A 21,600-nucleotide genomic window follows, 5' to 3' on the forward strand; every position below is an offset into this window, starting at 1 on the left:
TCCGGTGCCCGTTTCCGCCCCGTCCCGCCGGGCCCGTGCCCGGTTCCGCCCGGTCGCGGGACCGGGCCGCAACCCGGTCCCGTCAAGTCCGGTACACGGTCCGGCTCGGGCCCGCCGCGTCGCACTCCGTGCCGGGGCCGGCCGTCGTCAGCCGACCATCCGGATCACCGAGGGCGCGGTCTCGTCACCGAGCAGCCGCCGTACCTCCTGCGCCTCCGGAGAGCCGAGCGCCACGTACATGCCCAGCGCGTCGTGCCAGCATGCGTGCGCTCGTACGAGCTGGCCCATGTCGGCGAGCGCCCGGCCGAGCACGGTGAGTACGTTGGCGGTGCGCCACTCGCCGCCGACCTCGCGCTGGATGACCAGGGCCTGTTCGGCCGCGGCCGCCGACCGCAGGCTGTGGCCGGCCGCCCGGTGCGCCTCGGCCAGCCGGTAGAGCGCCATGCCCTCCCAGAACTGCTGCCGGGCGTCGCGGAAGATCTCCACCGCCTCGTTCAGGCGGGCCACCGCCTCGTCGATGCGTCCGGCGGCGGTCAGCGCGACGGCGACGGCGTACAGCCCGTTGCCGAGCCGGAAGCCGACGTTCAACTCCCGGTAGACGGCGAGCGCCTGCTGGCTGTTGGCCACCGCCGCGTCGGAGTCGCCGAGGCTCAGCTGGGCGCGGGACAGGTTGCTGAGGGCGGACGCCTCACCGTGCCGGTTGCCGTCGGAGCGGAACGCCTCCAGGGCGGCCTCGTGGTATTCGGTGCAGACGTCGAAGCGTTGCGCCTGGTGCGCGATGATGCCGCGCAGGTTCGGCGCGTAGCTGCAGGTGACGGGGTCCTCGGCGGCCAGCCCGACGACCATCGCGCGCCGCGCTTCCTCGTCGGCGGCGGCGAAACGGGCGGTCATCCGCAGGAGTTGGGCGACCAGCACCCTGGCCCGGCCCTCGACTAGGGCGTCACCGCAGGCGTTCGCGGTGGCCACGACCGCGTGTGCGGCCTGTTCGTACTGCCGGGCGTAGATCCCCGACTCCATCAGGTCCTGGGCGGCCCACAGCAGGTCCGTCGCCTTGCGCATCAGGCCGCCGCAGCCGTCGTCGGCCGACTGCTCGACGGCCGCCAGCAGGACCTGGGCCTCGGCGAACAGCCACTCCAGCCCGGCTTCGCGGGAGTCGAAGGCCATGCCGGGCAGGGAGGTTACGGCGAGGTGGTCCAGCACCCGGTCACCGGGGTTCTCCAGCGCGTAGACGGCCGTGGCCGAGGCGAGGTAGAAGTCCAGCAGCCGGGACAGCGCCGAGCAGCGCTCCTGCTCGGTCTCGTCGCGCTCGGCGCACTCGCGCGCGTACAGCCGCAGCAGGTCGTGGAAGCGGTAACGGGCCGGCGCCGCCGACTCGATGAGGCTTATGTCGACCAGCGTCTCCAGCAACTCCTCGGCCGTGTACGGGTCGAGGTCCAGGACGGCGGCGGCCGCGTCCAGCGAGATGTCGGGGCCCTCGGGGAGGGACAGCAGCCGGAAGGCGCGGGCCTGTTGGGGCGACAGGTGGCCGTAGCCGAGCGCGAAGGTGGCCTTGACGGCGAGGTCGCCGGCCCGCAACTCGTCCAACCGGCGGCGCTGGTCGGCGAGTTTGCGGGCCAGTACGGAGACGGTCCAGGTGCGGCGGGCGGCCAGCCGGGCAGCGGCGATCCGGATCGCCAGCGGGAGGAAGCCGCAGGCGCCCACCACGGCGAGCGCGGCCTGCCGTTCACCGGCCACCCGCTCCTCGCCGACGATCCGGCTGAAGAGCTGGAGGGCCTCCTCGGGCGACATCACGTCGAGGTCGACCAGGTGCGCGCCTTCCAGGTCGACCATCCGCATCCGGCTGGTGACCAGAGCGGCGCAGCCGGGCGTGCCGGGCAGCAACTGCCTTATCTGCGCGGCGTCGTAGGCGTTGTCGAGCAGGGTGAGGACGCGGCGGCCGTCGAGGGTGGAGCGGTAGAGCGCGGCGCGCTCGGCGAGCGAGTCGGGGATGGCGGGGTTGGGAACGCCCAACGCCCGTAGGAACGCGCCGAGTACGGCCTCGGGCTCGGCCGGGCGCGGTTCGGTGCCCTGCAGGTCGACGTACAACTGCCCGTCAGGGAAGGCGTCCCGGACCGCGTGCGCGACGTGCACCGCGAGGGTGGTCTTGCCGACGCCGCCGATCCCGGCCACGGCGGAGACCGCCATCACCCCGCCCTCCTTGCCCTGCTCGGTGGCCAGGGCGAGTTGGCGGCCGAGTTCGTCGGCGACGGCGCGGCGGCCGGTGAAGTCGGGCACGCTCGCGGGTAGTTGCGCGGGGCGGACGATCTCGGGGGTGCCGGCGTGCGCGGAGACCGGCGCGGCCAGGTCCGGGTCGGCCTCAAGGATGCGCTGGTGCAGGTCGCTGAGTTCGGCGGAGGGGTCGATGCCGAGCTCGTCGGCGAGCAGGCGGCGGGTGTCGGCGTAGACGCCCAGCGCCTCGGCCTGGCGCCCGCTGCGGTACAGCGCGAGCATCAGCAGGACGCGCAGCCGCTCGCGCAGCGGGTGTTCCGCGGAGACCGCGGTGAGTTCGGAGACCGCCTCGGCGTGCGCGCCCAATTCCAGGTCGAGTTCGAGGCGTGCCTCGATCAGGCCGACCCGCCACTCGGCCAGCCGGGAGCGCTGCGTCTCCGCGTACGGCCCGGGCAGGCCGGCCAGCGGTTCGCCGTGCCACAGGTCGAGGGCGGCCGCCAGCAGGCGCCGGGCGTGCTCGGGGTCGCTCGCCTTCGCCTTCTCCGCGTCGGCGGCGAGACGTTCGACGACGGTGTAGTCCAGGGCGTCGGGCGCGACGTGCAGGGCGTAGCCGCCGGAGTCGGTGACCAGCGCCTTGGGGCCGAGCGCCTTGCGCAGCCGGAAGGCGTACGAACGCAGCGCGGCGAGTGCGGTGTTGGGCGGGCTCTCGCCCCAGACGGCGTCGAGCAGTTCGGACGCGGAGGCGGTGCGGCCACCGCGCAGCAGCAGCGCGGCGAGCACCGCCCGCTGCTGTGGCGCCCCGGTGCCGATCGGGACGTCGCCGCGCCAGGCACGCACCGGGCCCAGCACCGCGAAGCGCAGGCCGCCCGGGTCCGTGCTGCTTTCCATCGTCTGCCCCCTGGATCGCCCATGTGCACATGCCGGGTGCGTCCCCGAGCCCGGCGCTCCGCGCGTATATCTATCGTTCATCGCTGGACGGAACAGTTCTCTGCATGACATGCGGAGCCGAAAGTTCGGCCCCGTCCGTGCCAGTTTGCCGTGTCGGGCGGCCGAGGTCACCCCGTGCATGGTGCCGATCCGGCCTCGTGCCGAATGTTGGGCCGAATTCGAGGTTCTGTCTGTGCGTGCGCGGAGGTTGTGTTGTGTGGGACAGGTTCACACCTATGTGTGTCCTGCGAACGGGCGGGTGACAGAGACATGCGGGTGTCGGGCAAAAACGATTCGGCGGATTCTTCGGTTTCAGGAGGATTGCGCCGGGAAACAACACTTGTGTCCGGTGCGGTGCTCTCCTGGCCGTCGTTGCACGGGACATCCACGCTCCCGGGGACGGGACCCGTACCGCCCGCACCCACCGGGACGGATACGGTGACCCGCGGCGGCGGGAAGCACAGCCGGCGCCGGCGGGGGCGCGGCGGTGGTTCCCACACCACCCTGGGCGAAGGCGGGCGCCTGCCCGGCCCGTTGCTCCGGCAGCGGGCCGAGCACCGGCCGCAGGGCATACCCGCGCTGCCCTACGGAGACAGCGCGCCGACGACCGGTACCGCCGGGTGCAGCTTCGCCGAGCTGGACCGACGGGCCCGGGCGGTCGCCGCGCGGCTGGGCAGCGTGCTGCAACCGGGCAGCCGCGTCATGCTTGTCTACCCGCAAGGGCCCGACCTCGCGGGCGCGTTCCTCGGCTGCCTGTACGCGGGCATGTCCGCGGTGCCGCTCGTGCTGTCCTCGCCCGGGGCGACGAGTTCGGTGGCCCACGCGGTGCGGCGCTGCGACCCGGCGATGGTGCTCACCGGCACCGACACCTGGACGCCGCTGGCGGTCGACCGGACGCGGGTCGAGGTGGTCGAGGCGGATGGCGTCCATGTCTCCGGCGAACCGGTGTGGCGGCTCGCGCAGAACTGGCGGCCGGTGGGCGTGCTGCGCGGCGCGCCCGCCTACCACCGGTACCACGATGACGGGGCGGTGGGCGGTCGGCTGGAGCCGGCGATGTCGCACGGCGATCTCACCGAGGTGATGGACGAGTTGGCCCAGGCGGTGCGGCTCGGCACCGACGAGGAGAACGTCGGCTGGATCGCCGCGGTGCACGGCGTGGAGGACGCCGTGTGGCGCATCCTGCTGCCGATCCGGATCGCGGTGTAGTGGTCGGCGCGATGCGCGGACGGCAGCAGGAGCGCCCGGACGGATGAGCATGGATCAGAACGGATGAGAAAGGCAGGAGGAACGGAGACGAGGGGGCGGTGCCGCGAGGGGCTGCGCCGCGAAGGGGTGCGCGAAGGGGTTATCGGCGGCCGAGCCAGATCGGGTTGGTGAGCGCGGCGGCCGGTCCGGGCAGGCCGGAGGTGTCGCCTGCCGCCGCGGGGTGCCGTACTTCCGCGCGCACATAGGACGCCAGCGACGCGGTGGTGGTCCACTCCACGGCACCGGAGGCGGGCAGGACCTGTCCGACGACCTGGCCCTCGTCGGTGAGCAGCCGCAGCAGGGAGCCGGCCGGCACGCCGGCGACCTGGAGGCGGACGGTCACCTCGGCGTCCGCGGCGACCTGCAACCGGTCGCCGATGCCGGCGTGTTCGCCGTGCGGGCCGGTGGCGGACAGGGAGAGCCGGACGTCGGCGTTCTCGGCGATCCAGGAGTGCCCGGCGCGGATGCCGGCCTGCAGGGAGCGGCGGTCGAGGCCGTCGGCGAGCACCACTGTCTGCGGCAGGCCGACGACGTCGGGGTCGCGGTGGGCGTCGGAGTTGCCCATCGCCGGCAGCCACTGGCCGTCGCCGCGCCGGGCCGCACCGGTGAGCAGGTTGTCCCAGGTGAGCAGGGAGGCTTCGTCGTCGGCGGTCCAGGGGCCGTTCCAGACCTCGATGGCGTCGACGTTGTCGTAGCCGAACTTCCACTGGCTGGCGAGGCTGGTGCCGTACGGGTGGGCGGGCACCACGATGCCGCCGGCCCGGCGGATCTGCCGGGCGAAGCGGTCGAAGGCGTCGTCGCGGGCCCGGTAGCGCCAGTCGATCCACTCGCCGCCGTCCAGGCCGATCGCGAGGTAGTGGCCGTTGCGGGTGGTGATCTCCTCACCGGTGAGGATGAGCAGGTCGTCGCCGGCCAGCGGGCCGAGCAGCGGGTGCGCGGAAGAGGTGTTGTGGTCGCTGGAGTTGATGAAGTCGAGCTTCGCCGCCCGGGCGAGCGTGGCCAGTTGCTCCAAGGTGCGCTTGCCGTCGGAGTGCACGGTGTGCAGGTGGCAGTCGCCGCGGTACCAGCCGCGGCCGCGGCCGCGCACCTGCTCCGGCGGGTAGTCGGGCACGGGGGTGGTGCCGCGGTCGCCGAAGGTGAGGGTGACGGTCACCGAGTAGTCCAGGCCCTGCGGCGCGACCGTGTACGGGCCGAGCACCACATGCCAGGTGCCCGCCTCGACCGGTCCGGGCAGGTAGCCGGGCGTCGCCTGCTCCGCGCTGATCGAGAACTCCGTGCGCGCCCCGCCCGACCAGCCGCGGAAGCCCCGGCCGCCCAGGTCCGTGCCGTGCTGGTCGAAGATGCCAATGTCGCAGGCGTTGCCGAGCAGCCCGGCGGGCACGTCGGGCCGGTCGTAGGTGTACGACACGGCGATCTGCCGTACGCCGCGTGGCACGTTCAGCGGCAGGTACACGAAGTCGGCCACGCCGGTGGGCAGGTGGCCGGTGAGGGTACGGGTCACCTCGGTGCCGTCGGCGGGTGTCGGGGAGCCGGCCGCGGGGTCCTGGCCTGAGCCGGGGCCCGCGCCGGAGTCGGAGGCGGCGGCGAAGTCCACGGGGGCCAGCGTAAGGACGCCGGCCGCACCCGCGCTCGCGGAGAGCTTCAGTACATCTCGTCGGTCCATGGCGTCCACGGTCGGGGGTCCGGGTGAAGGGTGCGTGGCCGGGTCCGGTGCGCCCGGGGACGGTAGGCGGCGGGATCGGTGTGGCGGTACGGCCGTTCGGGTGAGTGGAGCGCACGTCGGAGCGGGCCCGGCCCGTACGCCGGGACGGCCGTGGGCTTGTGCGCCCGGGTGCGCCTCGGCACGCTCGCCCGCCTGCACATGCACATGCCAACCCCTCGCCCGGGCGCGTGGTCGTACGACCCGCACGCGCGGGGCCGTATGCGGTGGGAAAGCGCGGCGCGCCCCTCGTGGGCTGCGTGATCCGTGCCGCGCGCCACCGCGGCAACTGCGCCGCCGTGCGGGCGAATTCGCCGCAGCGCCGCCGTCCCGTCGCCCGCGGTTCACCGTGCGGCCCGCGCCGGGCTGCTGAAGTCCTTCCGGACGAAGCTGAGTTGCGGGTCGGAGGAGGAGACGTGAGCGGTCGTACGAGAGCCACGGCGGGGCCGACGGACAGCGGGGCACGGGTGAGGGCGCGGGTGCGGGCCGGGGGAGCGGCGGTCGTGACGTTCGCGGCGCTGGCCGGCGGTCTGGCGGGGGCGTCGGCGGCGGTGGCGCGGGACGCCGGCGGCCTGCCGTACTCCCAAGTGGAGCAGGTGGCACGGGGAGTGACGTACGGGCAGTTCTCGGTGGACGGCGGGAAGGGCGCCGTGACCGGGTACATGCTGACCGTCGACCTGTCCGACCCGCGGGTGCGGGTGGACCTGCTGACGCCCGGTGCGGTGGCCGACCGGGCGCCCGTGTCCCAACTCGCCGACTCCGCCCGGGCGGTGGGCGCCGTCAACGGCGACTTCTTCAACATCAGCGAGGAGCACGCCGGCGTCACCCCGACCGGCTCCTCCGACGGCCCGGAGATCGCCTCGGGCCGGGCGCTGAAGGCAGCGGTTCCGGACGCGCAGCGGTTCGGCCCGGCGATGCCGCCCGGCGGGACCACGCGGGACGTGCTCGGCGTCGGCGTGGACCGCAGGGCCCGGCTGGACCGGCTCACCCTCGCCGGCAGCCTCCGTACCCGGCAGGGCAGTCACCCGCTCGGCGGCTTCAACCAGTACGCGCTGCCCGAGGGCGGCATCGGCGCGTACACCGCCGGGTGGGGCACCGTCTCCCGCGAGCGCGCCGTCTGCGGCTCCGACACCTCCCGCGCCGCGGCGTGCAGCACCGACACCTACGAGGTGACCGTGCGCGGCGGCCGGGTCACCGCCGTGGCCGACACCCCCGGGCAGGGCGCGATCGCGCCGGGCAGCACCGTGCTGGTCGGGCGGGAAGCGGGCGCGGACACCCTGCGCACGCTGCACGTCGGAGACCGCGCGGACGTCGGCGAGCGCCTCGTCCCGACCGCGTCGCACGTGCCGTACGCCTTCGCGGTGGGCGGCTTCCCGGTGCTGCGCGACGGCGCCCCGCTGCCCGGGCTCGACGCGAAGACGGCCGCGGTGCGGACCGCCGCGGGCTTCGGCGACCACGGCCGCACGCTCTACCTGCTCGCGCTCGACGGGACCGCGGCCGCCGACCCGGGCCTGACCGTCGCCGAGGTCGCCGACGTGATGCGGCAGGCGGGCGCCGACGACGCGGTCAACCTCGACGGCGGCGGCTCCACCACGCTGGTCACCCGCGCCGCGGGGGACCCGGCCGCCACCGTGCGCAACCACCCCTCGGGCGTGGCCGAGCGCCCGGTCGCCAACGCGGTCGGGGTGTTCAGCGCCGGCCACTGAGCCGGCGGGGAGCCGGCCGCCGGTCCGCGGGCCGTGGAGCCGGCTCCCTGGAGGGGCGGCACGGTGCGCTGCACGTACGCCGGAGCGCACTTGGCACTCCTGGATGGCACCCGGCGTACGCCCCCTGACCCTCTGCTGAGCCCCACCTGACCCATGCCTGCCCCCGCCCGCCCCTGCCTGCTCCTCTCCAACCCCGGCCCGACCCCCACCGCCCCGACCGCCCCCCCGACTGACCGAAGCGACCGAAGCGACCGACCGAAGCGACCGGCCCAATCCGCCCCAACCGACCCACCCGCCCCGCCCCGTACCGGGAGAAACCCCGGAAAACGCCGGAAAAGACGGCCCTTCGCGGACAACCCCGCACCTACCCTCGGCCCCCCTTCCGCTCTCGGTTTCGTCGGATATCGTGCGGCGCAGCACGGGATCGGATCGGGTGATGTTCGAAGGGGAGCGCATTGACCGCTGTCTGGGGACGCGCGCAGCAGCAGGACTTCCGCAGCCGGGTGCGCGGCTGCCTGCTCGGCGGTGCGATCGGCGACGCACTCGGCGCCGGCGTGGAATTCGAGTCGCTCGAGGCCGTCCTCAACACCCACGGCCCCGACGGCGTCACCGACTACGTGCCCGCGTACGGCAGACGCGGTGCCATCACCGACGACACCCAGATGACGCTCTTCACGGTCGAGGGCCTGATCCGCGCCCAGGTCCGCCGCGACACCGGCGCCTGGCACCCGCCGACCGACATCCACCGCGCCTACCTGCGGTGGGCCGCCACCCAGAACGAGTGGGGCCCCGACGAGCGCCGCAAGGACACCGGCTGGCTGGCCCGCGAGGAGTGGCTGTACGCGCGCCGCGCGCCCGGCGGCGCCTGCCTCAGCGGCCTGTCCGACGACCGGATGGGCACCCTGGAGGAGCCGAAGAACCCGGGCTCGAAGGGGTGCGGCGGGGTGATGCGGTCGGCACCGTTCGGCCTGCTGGTCGGGTGGGAGCCGCAACTCGTCTTCCAGCTCGCGGTCGAGTGCGCCGCGCAGACCCACGGCCACCCCACCGGGCAGCTCGCCTCGGGCGCGTTCGCGGTGATCGTGCACGGGCTGGCCCGCGGCGAGGCGCTGGACGGTTCCGTGCAGCACGCCCTCGCCCTGCTGGGCGCCCGCCCGGGCCACCAGGAGACCACCGACGCCCTCCAGAGCGCGCTGGGCGCGGTACGCCAGGGCCTGCCGTCGCCGCAGCGGGTCGAGGCGCTGGGCGAGGGCTGGACCGCCGAGGAGGCGCTGGCGATCGGCGTCTACTGCGCGCTGGTCGCCGAGGACGTCAGGCACGGGCTGCTGCTGGCGGTCAACCACTCCGGCGACAGCGACTCCACCGGGTCGATCTGCGGCAACCTGCTGGGTGTCCAGCACGGCGAGACCGCGCTGCCGCCCGCCTGGATCGCCGAGTTGGAGGGGCGGGCCACCATCCTCCAGCTCGCGGACGACTTCGCGATGGAGATGACCCAGTCCCCGGCGCTGCACGGCCCGTCCGGCGCGAGCCCGGCGTGGCTGGACCGCTACCCGGCGGCGTGACCGCGGGGGTGCGGGGCGGGGCGGGGCGGGGCGCGGGCGGCCGCGGACCGGCACCCGGTACGGCCGTACCCGTGCGTGGCGGTCGGTACGCCCACCGTGTGCGGCGCCTCGCGGTCCGGATGCCCGCATCGTGGAAAGTAGCTGGACACAGCAACGATTCTTCGTAGGCTGCACGCCATGACGACCAGCCTCCGCGGAGCACCCCCCGAACTCGCCGGCCGCGCCCGCTCGGTGGGTTCCTCGCCGGTACGCGAGATCCTCGCGCTGACCGCGCGGCCGGAGGTGATCTCCTTCGCGGGCGGGCTGCCCGCGCCGGAACTGTTCGACGCTGAGGGGCTGCGCCAGGCGTACGACCGGGTGCTCGCCGAGCGCCCCGGCCAGGTGCTCCAGTACTCCACCACCGAGGGCGACCCGGACCTGCGTGCCGCCATCGCGGCCCGGCTGTCCGGGCGCGGCCTGCCGACCGAGCCGGACGACCTCCTGGTGACCGGCGGCTCGCAGCAGGGGCTGAGCCTGGTCGCCACCGCGCTGCTGGAGCCCGGCGACACCGTGCTGGTGGAGAACCCGACCTACCTCGCCGCGCTGCAGTGCTTCGGCCTCGCCGGCGCCCGGGTGGTCCCGGTGCCCACCGACGCCGACGGGGTGCTGCCCGACGCGCTGGAGGAGCTGGTGCGGCGCGAGCGGCCCAAGCTGCTCTACCTGGTGCCCAACTTCCAGAACCCCACCGGCCGTACGCTCCCGGCCGAGCGGCGCAGCGCGGTCGCCGGGATCGCCGGGCGGCACGGGCTGTGGATCGCCGAGGACGACCCGTACGGGGAGTTGCGCTTCGAGGGGGCGCACCAGCCGCAGATCGCGTCGTACGACGCCGCGGCCGACCGCACCATCCTGCTCGGCAGCTTCTCCAAGGTGATGGCCCCCGGGCTGCGGCTGGGCTGGCTGCGTGCTCCGGCCGGCTTCCGCCGGGCCTGCGTGATCGCCAAGCAGTCCGCCGATCTGCACACCTCGACCGTCGACCAGGCCGCCGTCGCCCGCTATCTCGCCGACCGCGACCTGGACGCGCACCTGGACCGGGTCCGGGCGGCCTACCGTATCCGGCGCGACGCGCTGGTGGCCGGGCTGGCGGACGCGCTGCCGGCCGGCTCCGGGTGGAACCGGCCCGAGGGCGGCATGTTCCTGTGGGTGCGACTGCCCGAAGGGCATGACGCCACCGCGCTGCTGTCCGTCGCGGTCGGCCACGACGTCGCCTACGTGCCCGGCGCGCCGTTCTTCGCCGCCGACCCCGATCCGGCGGCGCTGCGGATGTCCTTCACCACGCACACCGCGGCGGAGATCGGCGAGGGGCTGGCGCGCCTCGCCAAGGTGTTCCGGCCGTAGGAGCGCGGCTGCGACCGCTCGTGCCGGTCCTCTCCTTCCTGTACGGCCGCCCGGAACTCCCGCGTCCCGGGCGGCCGTTCCGTCATGCCGCGCGCCAGGGCGCGGGGGTGCGGACGTCCGGCGAAGTGCCCGCTCATCGTCGGTTCGGCGGGCGGGTCGTCACAATGCCAAGCTGAGCAAAGAACGAGTAAAATCGTTCTGCTTTCTGACCTGAGTTCAGGTTCATGAACAACCTAGCCCTTGACCGTTCCCCCGGAACAAGGGTTCAATCCCCCAAGTCCCCACTCCCGCAAGGGGGCGACCCCGCCCGAGCGAGCGGCACGGCGAAGCGCCCTCACGTTCACAAGGCGGACCCCCGGGAGGGGACATGAACAGTCTCGACTGGACCGTTCTCATCGCGTACTTCGGCGTGATGGTCGTGATCGGCCTGTGGTCCCACAAACGCGTCGACGACGTCGGGGACTACTTCACGGCCGGCGGACGGATGCCCTGGTGGCTGTCCGGCATCTCGCACCACATGGCCGGCTACAGCGCGGTGATGTTCACCGGTTACGCGGGCATCTCCTACCAGTACGGCTTCACGTCCTATGCCACCTGGGCGTTTCCGATCGCGATCGGGGTCGGCATCGGCGCCAAGCTGTTCGCGCCCCGGCTGAACCGGATGCGCTCGCAGCTGCACGTCGCCTCACCGCTGGAGTACCTCAAGGACCGCTACAACCTCACCACCCAGCAGGCGCTGGCCTGGTCCGGGGTGCTGCTCAAGATCGTGGACGTGGGCGCCAAGTGGGCCGCGATCGCCACCCTGCTGTCGGTCTTCACCGGCATCACCATCACCCAGGGCATCGTGATCACCGGCGCGATCACCGCCGTCTACTGCACGGTCGGCGGCCTGTGGGCCGACGCGCTCACCGAACTCGGCCAGTTCGTCATCCAGTTGATCGCCGGCGTCGCGATGCTGGTGGCCACGCTGCGCCACATCGGCGGCATCAGCGGCATCTGGAACGTCTGGGACGAGCCCGCGCTGCGCCACCACGGCCACCCCACCGCCGGCCCGTACACGACCGTCTTCCTGCTGGCGTACCTGTTCATCAAGACCTTCGAGTACAACGGCGGGATGTGGAACCAGGCGCAGCGCTACATGGCGACGCCGTCGGCCCGTGAGGCGTCGCGCTCCGCCGCGCTGTCCTCGGCGCTGTGGTTCGTCTGGCCGCTGGTGCTCTTCTTCCCGATGTGGGTCGCGCCGCTGCTGGTGCACGCGAACAAGCCCGACGCGTCCGACTCCTACGCGCTGCTGAGCGAACGGCTGTTGCCGCACGGGCTGTTGGGCCTGGTGGTGGTCGGCTTCTTCTCGCACACCATGGCGATGTGCTCCTCGGACGCCAACGCGATCTCCGCGGTGATCACCCGGGACATCGCGCCCGCGGTCTCCCGGGGCGCGCGCGGCTGGACCACCCGGGTCGGCCTGTTCGCGGCGCGGATCACCACGCTGGTCTTCCTCGGGCTGTCCATGGCGGTGGCGACGCAGGTCAACTCGCCCACGTTCAAGGACATCATCACGGTGGTGATCAAGTGGGTGGCCGGGCTGGTCGGGCCGATCGCGATCCCGTTCATGCTCGGACTGATGCGGCGCTTCCGCAGGTCGGGCCCGACCGCGGCGCTGACCAGCTGGGCGCTCGGCCTGCTCGCCTTCTACCTGCTCAACTACCCGGTGAACGACGCCGTGTCGGGCGGGGTGAACCTGGAGTACCAGATCGCCGGTCCGGTCGCGGTCTCACTGGTGCTGTTCATCGTGATCGGCTGGATCAAGCCGGAGGACACCCCCGAGCGGGACGCGATCATCGCGAAGGTGGACGCCGAGGGGGCGGCCGAGGCGGCCGGGGCGCCCGGTACGAAGGGTGCGGAAGGCGTCGAGGGTGCGGGCGGCACGGACGGCGCCGGCGACCCGCTGGGGCGCCCGAAGCCCGCCACGGAGTGACGGTGACGGGGTAGCGGCCGCCCGGAGACGGAGCGAGCCCCCTCGGCCAGGACGGCGGCCAGTCGAGAGGGCTCCTCTGCGGTGTGAGTGACGCTCGCGCGGTCGGTGTCAGCGCAGTTCGAACGCTCCGCCGTCCACGTCGGTGACGAAGGACGCCCACGCCTCGGGGGAAAAGGTGAGGACCGGACCCTGCGGGTCCTTCGAGTCGCGGACCACCACGGCCTCCACGGCGGGTGACTTGACCTCGACGCATGCGCCGTTGCCGGTCGAACGCGAGGACTTGGTCCAGGCGGGGGTGCTGCCCAGCTTGATAGCCATCTGTGCTCCGGTCTGTGCTGGTTGCGGTCGGCGCGGTATACGCCATTGACTGACGCATTCGACGCTACCGGCCAACATCAGGGCACGGAGAGGCCCTTCACCCGACTGGATGGCATATTCCCCTCAGGACTTCCGCATTGACCGGCCAGGGGCGTATGCTGCCCGCTTTCACCCGCCAACGGGGCTTTCCGGGGCGGAAGTTACGCGTAGCGCGCGGCCGCGTCGGTGATGAACGCCCGGGTCTGCTCGGCGCTCAGCGCCTGCGCGCGCAGGTGCTCGTACATCACGCTGTACGCCTGCACGTCGGTGTCCTTCTCCAGGTACAGGTCGCTGTTCACGCCCTCCAGGTACACCACGGTCGCGTCCGTGGTGTCGGTGAACTCCAGCACCGCGAACTGCCCGCTCAGACCCGGGTGCGCGCCCACGTCGAACGGCAGCACCTGCACGGTGACGTGCGGCAGGTGGCTCAACTCCACCAGCCTGGACAGCTGTTCGCGCATGACCTGGTTGTCGCCGACCCGGCGGCACAGCGCGGCCTCGTCGACCACCGCCCACATCCGCAGCGGCGAGTCGGGGTCGGTGATCCGCTCCTGGCGGCGCATCCGCACGCTCACCCGCTTGTCGACCTGCTCGGTGGTGGCCTCCGGCAGGTTTCCCGCGATCATCGCGGCGGCGTACGCCGGCGTCTGCAACAGGCCCGGCACCACCTGGGGTTCGAAGACCCGCAGGCTCGCCGCCTCGGTCTCCAGCCCGATGTAGACGCTGTACGGGATGTCGCCGAAGGCGTGCCACCAGCCCTGCTGCCGGGACTCCTTGGCCATCTGCATCAGCGACTCGACGATCCGCACGTCCTCGACGCCGTAGACCCCGCACAGATCGCGTACGTCGCGCTGGCTGATGCTGCGGCGCCCGTTCTCCAGGCGGCTGATCTTCGACTGGGAGACCAGCAGCCGGGCCGCGACCTCCTCGGCCGTCATCCCCTTCTGCTCGCGGAGCTTGCGCAGCTCCGACCCCAACCGGCGTCGCCTGACGGTGGGGTTCACGTTCGCGACCACAGGGACTGCACCTCCACGCTGAACCGTACTGATGGTCAGCAGCCTGCCACTACCGGTCATCGCCGCGCTGGCGAATGGACGGACAACCTTGCAACCGCCGGTTGCCGGGGATTCGCTTGCCGGGGGAACCGGTCGCGGGGGAAGACGGCGGCGCGCGGGGCGGCGGCGGTCCGGACGATGTCCGGCACGTCGCCGCCCCGCGCGCCACAGCCGCTCCCGAACGCCCTTGGCCCCGGGCCGGATTCACGGTCGCGGTGCGTACTCCCGCCGAAAGGCCCGGAGGGCACCGCCACCGCCATGTGTACGGGTAGCAACCTGATGTGTACTGTGTGTCGCGTGAACGACATATGCTGTCGGCCTGCCGTCGGTCAGGTCACCGGGCTCCCGCCCGCGCCATCCCGCTGTGCCCCGCGGAGCGCTGCGCCTGGGCCGGCGGACGCTTCGGCTGCGCCGCCACCCCGTTCTGCACATCCATGACGGCGTGCGCCACGAGACCGCCCATCGGGTCGTACCTGATCAGGTCACGCAGGCGCGATCGCGATGACCGGCCCTCGTTGCCCGGGTACAGGTGCTTGCCGAGTCCCACGGCGTGGGCGAGCGCGGCGAGCGCCGCGGTCCGCGGGTCCGGCGGCACGCCGGTGCGGATCGCGCTGTCCAGCCGGGACCTGATCTCCCGGCTGACCGCGCTGTCGGTCGCCTGGTACCGCGTGGTCGGCAGCACCCCGCACATCTGACCCGGCACGGCGTGCACCATGCCGCACCGCTCCAGGTGTGCGAGATACGTCTGGCGCAACCCCAGCCGGGGCCCGCCGATCCAGTGGACGGCACGCACCGGGCTGCCGCGGCGTCGCAGCAGTTCGAGCGCGGAGTCCAGAGTCGGATCTCCTGTCGGCCGTGGGTGCACCACGGCTATACGATCCCCGTCAGGGGCTATCCGTCCGGCCAGGGCCAGCTCGACGAGCTGCGCCCCGGCGAGGCCGAGGTCGAGCGATTGCGGCTGCGCCGTGGTCCCGGTGGTCGGGTCCAGGGCGAGCAGCAACAGCTCTTCCGGAATTGTTCTGCGGCTCTTGCCCATCCATGCCTCCCCGCGTGGATGAATGACAGGGTGACGCCTCTCACACCGGCCTGTCGAGAGCGCCTTCGCCATATCGGCGGGAACCGGCTGGTATGTCGTTCTCGTCTACGGGGTGGATGGGGTGTCGCAGACGGCCTGCGCGCCTCTCGCGGGACACTTGCCAGTGTGGTCGAGGACCGGTAAAGGCGCCGTATCCGGCCGCTTTTGCCCGAGTGTGTGCATGAGTCATCACGATGTGTGGAGGAGGTCTGCGTGGCGGGCGACGCCCCCGGCAGGGAGCAGCAGCACGAGACGTCGGGGGAGCCGGGTATCCGCCCGGCCACAGATCCGAGGCTGGCGGTGTTCCGAGTGCCCATGGAGACGCCGGAGGCGCGGGTGACCGAGGACGGCCCCGAGGAGCAGACGGCGGGCGACGCGGTGGACGCGCCGCCCTCGCACGCCCAGGACGACATCGAAGATCCCAGTTCAGAGCCCCGATCGCACCCGTCTGACGACGTTTCCGCGGAGCCGTCGGACGCCTCGTCCGTACGGTCCCGGGCGGGCGCGGTCGCTACGTCCGACGACGTAGTGACCGTGGACGCCGTGACCGATTCCGCGCCCCCCGCCGCACCTCCCGCGCCCCGTTCGGCGCAGGAGGAGAGCGGGAAAACGGAACCGAATCGTGACCAGACGGATGAGGCTGAGGAGGCCGCTGGGGCTGGTGGGGCCAGTGGGTCCGACGAGTCCGGGGCGGGTGGCGCCGAGGACGCGGGCGAGGACGCCGACGCGGAGGCGAACGAGGGCTCCGTCGGCTCCGACGGCGACTCCGCCGAGGACTCCGACGCGGACTCCGCCGAGGAGGAGGACGGTGCTCCGGTCGCCGCGCCGGAGGACGCCGAAGCCGCGGACGAGCCGGACGAGGCCGGGGCCGACGCTGATTCCGCCACCTTCACCTTCACCTTCAACGCCGCCGCCTCCACCGCGAACACGGACTCCGCTGCCGACGCGGACGACAGCACCGACGCGGACGACGGCACCGCCACGGACGACGGCACCGATGCCGATGCCGATGCCGATGCCGATGCCGATGCCGATTCCGATTCCGCTTCCCGTTCCGGTTCCGTCGCTGGAACGGGTGCAGAGGCTTCCCGGAAGGCCGACGCCCGGGCGGGTGAAATCCCGTCCGTCGGCGCGGACATCGAGGACGGGCGCCCGGCCGACGCCCCCGCGCCCCCCTCCGCGCCCCCGGAGCGCCCTGGGCCGACGGTGAAGCCGCTCGTCTCCGACATCCCCGCGGAGTGGCCGGAAGAGCCGCAGAACGGCCGTCAGGCCCCTTCCAGCGGGTCCTCCGTGGCGTTCGGCGCTCCCGGCCGCCCGACGCGGGCCGAGACCGCGCCGCCGCGCCCGGCTCCGCTGCCCCCCGCGCAGCCTCCCGCCGCGCCCGCCAAGTCCGCTTCCGGACCCGCGGCGCCTTCCACTCCCCCCGCGCCCTCCGCTCCCCCCGCCCCCGGCGGTGCCGACCGCTCCGCCGAGGAGGCCGCCGGCCCCGGGAGCACCCGCTCCATGCCGGTGCCGCCGCCCCCCGACAAGCAGCCGCTGAAGCTGCTCGCCGAGCTGACCAACACCCCGCCGCCGCCGGACACCGCGCTGCGCACCGTCGCACGCCGGTTCAAGATCTGGACGCCGCTGGTCGTGCTGCTCGCGATCGTCTTCGTCGTGGTCCAGGCGCTGCGCCCGCTGCCGTCACCGCACCTGTCGCTGACCGCGGAGCGGACGTACACCTTCGCCGGCACCCCGCTGCCGCAGACGATGCCGTGGCCGAACGAGGGCCAGGCGGTCGCCGAGGTCGAGGGGCTGGGCTCGCTCGGGGTGCACGGCACCCAGTCGCCCGTGCCGATCGCCAGCCTCACCAAGGTCATGACGGCGTACGTGATCCTGCACGACCACCCGCTCACCGGCAGCCAGGGCGGGCCGACGATCAAGGTCGACGCGCAGGCCGCGAAGGAGGCCGGGTCCGACGACCAGTCGACGGCGCCGGTCAAGGAGGGCCAGCGCTTCGACGAGCGGCGGATGCTCCAGCTGCTGCTGGTCCCGTCGGGCAACAACATCGCCCGCCTGCTGGCGCGTTGGGACTCCGGCACGCAGGACGCCTTCGTCGCGAAGATGACCAAGGCGGCCGCGCAGCTCGGCATGACGCACACCACCTACACCGGCGCGAGCGGCATCGAGGAGACCACCGTCAGCACCGCGGTGGACCAACTCAAGCTCGCCCGCGAGGTGATGAAGAACGACGTGTTCCGCTCGGTGGTCGCCATGCCGAACGTGGACATCCCCGGCGTCGGCCGGATCTACAACAACAACAACGACCTGGTGAAGGTCGGCGTGGTCGGCATCAAGACCGGCTCCAGCACCCCGGCCGGCGGCGCGTTGATGTGGGCGGCGCACAAGACCGTCGACGGCAAGCAGCAGTTGGTGCTCGGCGTGGTGCTCCAGCAGCACGGCGGCACCACCGTGGACGACAGCCTCCAGACCGCGCTCGCCCGCAGCCAGGCGCTGATCGAGTCCGTGCAGGGCGGGCTCGGCTCGTCGACGATAGTGAAGAAGGGCACGGTCGTCGGCAAGGTCGACGACGGACTCGGCGGCAGCACCCCGGTCGTCACGGGCAAGGACCTCACGGCGATCGGCTGGGCCGGCATGAAGCAGGACCTCACGCTCGCGGCGGACAGCAGCGGCGTGCCGCACCACGCCGCGGCCGGCACGCAGGTGGGCACGCTCAGCTTCGGCAGCGGCTCGGCCCGTACGTCGGTGCCGGTGGTGTTGCAGAGCGACCTGGACGCGCCCGGCTTCGGGGCGAAGCTCACCCGGTTCTGAGCGTTCGTACGTCGTCCCCCGCTCGACCGCGTTCCTGCGGTCGGTCGGGGGACGACGTGTGTCAACGGCCTTGTCGCGAGCGGTGCGTGTCGGGCAGGCCAGGTGCGCGGGTCCGTTGCGCGGGTCCCTCGTACAGGTCCGTTGAGCGGTCAGGCGAGGGGTGAGAACCTGCGCAGGCGCAGGCTGTTGGCGACGACGAAGACCGAGGAGAAGGCCATCGCCGCACCCGCGATCATCGGGTCGAGCAGCCCGGCCGCGGCCAGCGGGATCGCCGCGAGGTTGTACGCGAACGCCCAGAAGAGGTTCGTCTTGATGGTGCCGAGGGTGCGCCGCGCCAGCCGGATCGCGTCGGCCGCCACCAGCAAGTCGCCCCGTACGAGGGTGAGGTCGCCCGCCTCGATGGCCGCGTCCGTGCCGGTCCCCATCGCCAGTCCCAGGTCCGCCTGGGCGAGCGCGGCCGCGTCGTTGACGCCGTCGCCGACCATCGCCACCACCCGCCCCTGCTCCTGCAGCCGCCGGACGACGGCCACCTTGTCCTCGGGCAGGACCTCCGCGTGGACGTCCTCCCCGTCGATCCCCACCTGCGCGGCGACGGACCGGGCGACCTGCGTGTTGTCACCGGTGAGCAGGACCGGCCGCAGCCCGAGCGCCCGCAGCCGCCGTACCGCTTCCCGGCTGGTCGGCTTGACCGCGTCGGAGACCACGAGCACGGCCCTGGCCTGCCCGTCCCAGCCGACGGCGACCGCGGTGGCGCCGCGCTCCTCGGCGGCGGACTTGGCCGCGGCGAGCGCGGACGGCAGTTCCTGCGACCACTCGCGCAGCAGGCGCTCGCGGCCCACGAGCACCGCGTGCCCGTCGACGATGCCCTGCACGCCGAGCCCGGGCACGTTGGCGAAGTCCTCGGGCACCGGCAGGGTGCCGAGCCGCTCCGTCGCGCCGGCCGCGATCGCGCGGGCGATCGGGTGCTCGGAGGCGCCCTCCAGGGCGCCGGCCAGCCGCAGCACCGCGGCCTCGTCCTCGCCGTCCGCGAGGTGCACGGCGGTCAGCGTCATCGAACCGCTGGTGACCGTGCCGGTCTTGTCGAGCACCACGGTGTCCACGGCCCGGGTGGACTCCAGCACCTCGGGTCCCTTGATGAGGATGCCGAGTTGGGCGCCGCGCCCGGTGCCGACGAGCAGCGCGGTGGGCGTGGCCAGGCCGAGCGCGCACGGGCAGGCGATGATCAGGACCGCGACCGCCGCGGTGAACGCCGCCGTGGCGCCCTCGCCGAGCGCGAACCACACCACGAGCGTGCCGAGCGCCAGCGCGATCACCGCGGGCACGAACACCCCGGAGATCCGGTCGGCGAGCCGCTGGGCCGCCGCCTTCCCGTTCTGCGCGTCCTCCACCAGGCGGGCCATCCGGGCGAGTTGGGTGTCGGCGCCGACCTTCACGGCCTCGACCACGATCCGGCCGCCCGCGTTGACGGTAGCGCCGGTGACGGGCGAGCCGGGGCCGACCTCGACCGGCACCGACTCGCCGGTCAGCAGTGAGGCGTCGACCGCGGAGCCGCCCTCGCGGACCACCCCGTCGGTGGCGATCTTCTCGCCCGGGCGGACGACGAAGTGGTCGCCGACCGCCAACTCGCCGATGGGCACGCGTACTTCGATGCCGTCGCGGAGCACCGCCACGTCCTTCGCGCCGAGTTCGAGCAGGGCGCGCAGCGCGGCGCCGGCCCGGCGCTTGGCCCGGGCCTCGAAGTACCGCCCGGCGAGGATGAACGCGGTGACACCCGCGGCCGCTTCGAGGTAGATCTCGCTCGCACCGTCGCCACGGGAGATGGTGAACTCGAAGGGGTGGGTCATGCCGGGCATCCCCGCGTCGCCGAAGAACAGCGCCCACAGCGACCATCCGAAGGCCGCGAGGGTGCCGACCGACACCAGGGTGTCCATCGTCGCGGCGCCGTGCCGGGCGTTGGTGTACGCGGCGCGGTGGAAGGGCCAGCCGGCGTAGACCACCACGGGGGAGGCGAGGGTCAGCGCGAGCCACTGCCAGTTGGTGAACTGCAGCGCGGGCACCATGGACAGCAGGATCACCGGCAGGCCGAGGACGACCGCCGTGGTCAGGCGCTGGCGCAGCGTGGTGAGTTCGGGGTCGCCGGCGTCGGCGGGGCCGTTGCCTTCGGCCGCGGAGCCGGACGGTGCGTCCGGGTGCGCGGACGGCGCCGGGGCGGCCGGGGGAGCGGGCACCGCGGCGGTGTACCCGGTGGCCTCGACCGTCGCGATGAGGTCGCCCACCGCCACCTCGCCCGCGTACTCGACCCTGGCCTTCTCGGTCGCGTAGTTGACGCTCGCGGTGACCCCGTCCATCCGGTTGAGCTTCTTCTCGATCCGGGCGGCACAGGACGCGCAGGTCATGCCGCCGATCGCCAATTCGACCCGCTTTCCCGCGGGTTCGCTGTGCGTGTGTGCTGTGCTGGTCGCCACTGCTCACTCCCTGGTCGATCCGTGCGGCGTTCGATGTGCGCCCGGTGCGCCCGGTGCGTGCGGCCCGCAGCCGTGCCCGCGGAGGCGGCCGGTCCGGTCGGGGCCGGCCCGGCCGGTCAGGTCCGATCCGTCCGTACGGTCCGTCCGGACGCGGTCCGCCGCGGGTGGGGCTGCTCGGTCAGGCCCGGCCGACGAGCTCGTAACCCGCCTCGTCCACGGCCGCGCGCACCGCCTCGTCGTCCAGCGGCTGCTCGGACGCGACGGTCAGCAGGCCGCTGCCGGCCACCGCGGTCGCGGAGGTGACCCCGGGGATCGCGCCGACCTCCTTGCTCACCGCGGACTCGCAGTGCCCGCAGGTCATACCGGACACCGAGTAGACGGCCTCGCTCATGCTGTGCTCCTCATCCACGGGTACGCGCGACGCGTACGGCTGGTGCGGCTGCGGTCGATGTCGCCGGGCCGCGCCGCGGCGAGCGGGCGAATCTCCCGCCCTCACTGGTGGCAACCATATACCCCCTAGGGGTATTCCCAAGGGGTGGGTCGATCCCGATCGACCCCCGTTGCCCGCGGTGGCTTTCCCGCCCGCCGCTCAGCCGTCGTCGTCGGCGAGCCGGTCGAGCAGCGTGGCGGCCAGCCGCAGCAGCGCCACCTCCGTGTCGTTCAGTTCCGCGGCCATCCGCCGGCGCAGCCACTCGTCGCGGTGGGCGACGTCGCGCGCCATGGCCTCGAAGCCGCTCGCGGTCAGCTCGACCAGGCGCTGCCGTCCGTCGCCCGCGTTGCGCGAGTGCGTCACGTAGCCGTCCTCGCGCAGGGCGGCCAGCGTGCGGGTCAGCGACTGCGGCTGCACGTGGAGTGCCGCGGCCATCGCGCCCGGCGTGCTCGGGCCGCCGCGGTACAGCTGCGCGAGGACGCCGAGCCGGGCACTGGGCAGCCCGTCCGGCAGCCGCTCGGCGCGCATCCGCCGGGCCAGCCGGTTCACCGAGCGGCGGACCACGGCGCTGTCGTCGGACGGCGGGGGAGGGAACGACATCGTGCTGTTTCCTAAGCTAGGCGTATGATTTTCTACCCTGACACGGGCATGATCTGGCTATCCGAGCGGACGAGCGGTCGGCGTGCGGCCGAAAGTCGTACGCAAGGCTTATCA

14 protein-coding genes are annotated in these 21,600 nt (G+C 73.2%); 6 read left to right on the top strand and 8 right to left on the bottom strand.

Annotated features, from left to right (window positions below):
- Positions 1–147: 147 nt before the first annotated feature.
- Entirely contained in the window at positions 148–3,096 is a 2,949-nt protein-coding gene (locus tag OG896_RS23355; protein WP_329368337.1) for an AfsR/SARP family transcriptional regulator, read from the bottom strand.
- 477 nt (positions 3,097–3,573) lie between these two features.
- On the opposite strand from OG896_RS23355, the gene OG896_RS23360 reads away from it, so the two are divergent.
- On the top strand, positions 3,574–4,341 hold the full coding sequence (locus tag OG896_RS23360) for an AMP-binding protein (protein WP_329368338.1): 768 nt from the start codon (positions 3,574–3,576) through the stop codon (positions 4,339–4,341).
- Positions 4,342–4,480: 139 nt separating this feature from the next.
- Here OG896_RS23360 and OG896_RS23365 read toward each other — a convergent pair whose 3' ends face one another.
- Complete coding sequence (locus OG896_RS23365) at positions 4,481–6,043, bottom strand: CehA/McbA family metallohydrolase (protein WP_329368339.1); 1,563 nt, start codon at positions 6,041–6,043, stop codon at positions 4,481–4,483.
- A 515-nt stretch (positions 6,044–6,558) separates the two neighbouring features.
- Between OG896_RS23365 and OG896_RS23370 the strand changes: the two genes are divergently transcribed.
- The 4 genes from OG896_RS23370 to OG896_RS23385 all read left to right on the top strand — a co-directional run bounded on the left by OG896_RS23370 (position 6,559) and on the right by OG896_RS23385 (position 12,693).
- Positions 6,559–7,785: a phosphodiester glycosidase family protein gene (locus OG896_RS23370; RefSeq protein WP_443057265.1), complete on the top strand. Its 1,227-nt coding sequence runs from the start codon at positions 6,559–6,561 to the stop codon at positions 7,783–7,785.
- A 455-nt stretch (positions 7,786–8,240) separates the two neighbouring features.
- Positions 8,241–9,344, top strand: a complete 1,104-nt coding sequence (locus OG896_RS23375; RefSeq protein WP_328465042.1) for an ADP-ribosylglycohydrolase family protein — start codon at positions 8,241–8,243, stop codon at positions 9,342–9,344.
- A gap of 177 nt (positions 9,345–9,521) precedes the next feature.
- Positions 9,522–10,718, top strand: a complete 1,197-nt coding sequence (locus tag OG896_RS23380; protein ID WP_329368341.1) for an aminotransferase-like domain-containing protein — start codon at positions 9,522–9,524, stop codon at positions 10,716–10,718.
- A gap of 367 nt (positions 10,719–11,085) precedes the next feature.
- Positions 11,086–12,693, top strand: coding sequence for a sodium:solute symporter family protein (locus OG896_RS23385; RefSeq protein WP_329368343.1), 1,608 nt, complete (start codon positions 11,086–11,088; stop codon positions 12,691–12,693).
- A 108-nt stretch (positions 12,694–12,801) separates the two neighbouring features.
- Here the strand turns inward: OG896_RS23385 and OG896_RS23390 are convergent, their stop codons facing one another.
- From OG896_RS23390 to OG896_RS23400, 3 genes are all read right to left on the bottom strand, one after another.
- The gene (locus tag OG896_RS23390) at positions 12,802–13,011 is read right to left on the bottom strand and encodes a DUF397 domain-containing protein (protein WP_328465036.1); all 210 of its coding nucleotides are present in this window, start codon (positions 13,009–13,011) and stop codon (positions 12,802–12,804) included.
- Positions 13,012–13,211: 200 nt separating this feature from the next.
- Positions 13,212–14,066 (bottom strand): helix-turn-helix domain-containing protein, encoded by an 855-nt coding sequence (locus OG896_RS23395; RefSeq protein ID WP_328465034.1) that lies wholly within the window; start codon positions 14,064–14,066, stop codon positions 13,212–13,214.
- Positions 14,067–14,439: 373 nt separating this feature from the next.
- Complete coding sequence (locus OG896_RS23400) at positions 14,440–15,141, bottom strand: GOLPH3/VPS74 family protein (RefSeq protein WP_328465032.1); 702 nt, start codon at positions 15,139–15,141, stop codon at positions 14,440–14,442.
- Positions 15,142–15,393: 252 nt separating this feature from the next.
- Between OG896_RS23400 and OG896_RS23405 the strand changes: the two genes are divergently transcribed.
- Positions 15,394–17,991 (top strand): D-alanyl-D-alanine carboxypeptidase, encoded by a 2,598-nt coding sequence (locus tag OG896_RS23405; protein WP_329368347.1) that lies wholly within the window; start codon positions 15,394–15,396, stop codon positions 17,989–17,991.
- 149 nt (positions 17,992–18,140) lie between these two features.
- Here OG896_RS23405 and OG896_RS23410 read toward each other — a convergent pair whose 3' ends face one another.
- The 3 genes from OG896_RS23410 to OG896_RS23420 form a co-directional block, all read right to left on the bottom strand.
- Complete coding sequence (locus OG896_RS23410) at positions 18,141–20,456, bottom strand: heavy metal translocating P-type ATPase (RefSeq protein WP_329368349.1); 2,316 nt, start codon at positions 20,454–20,456, stop codon at positions 18,141–18,143.
- A gap of 178 nt (positions 20,457–20,634) precedes the next feature.
- Positions 20,635–20,865: a heavy-metal-associated domain-containing protein gene (locus OG896_RS23415; RefSeq protein WP_328465026.1), complete on the bottom strand. Its 231-nt coding sequence runs from the start codon at positions 20,863–20,865 to the stop codon at positions 20,635–20,637.
- 180 nt (positions 20,866–21,045) lie between these two features.
- Positions 21,046–21,486 (bottom strand): MarR family winged helix-turn-helix transcriptional regulator, encoded by a 441-nt coding sequence (locus OG896_RS23420; RefSeq protein ID WP_328465024.1) that lies wholly within the window; start codon positions 21,484–21,486, stop codon positions 21,046–21,048.
- Positions 21,487–21,600: the final 114 nt, after the last annotated feature.

Origin of the sequence: Streptomyces sp. NBC_00669, assembly GCF_036226785.1 — a bacterium.
Classification (GTDB): domain Bacteria; phylum Actinomycetota; class Actinomycetes; order Streptomycetales; family Streptomycetaceae; genus Actinacidiphila.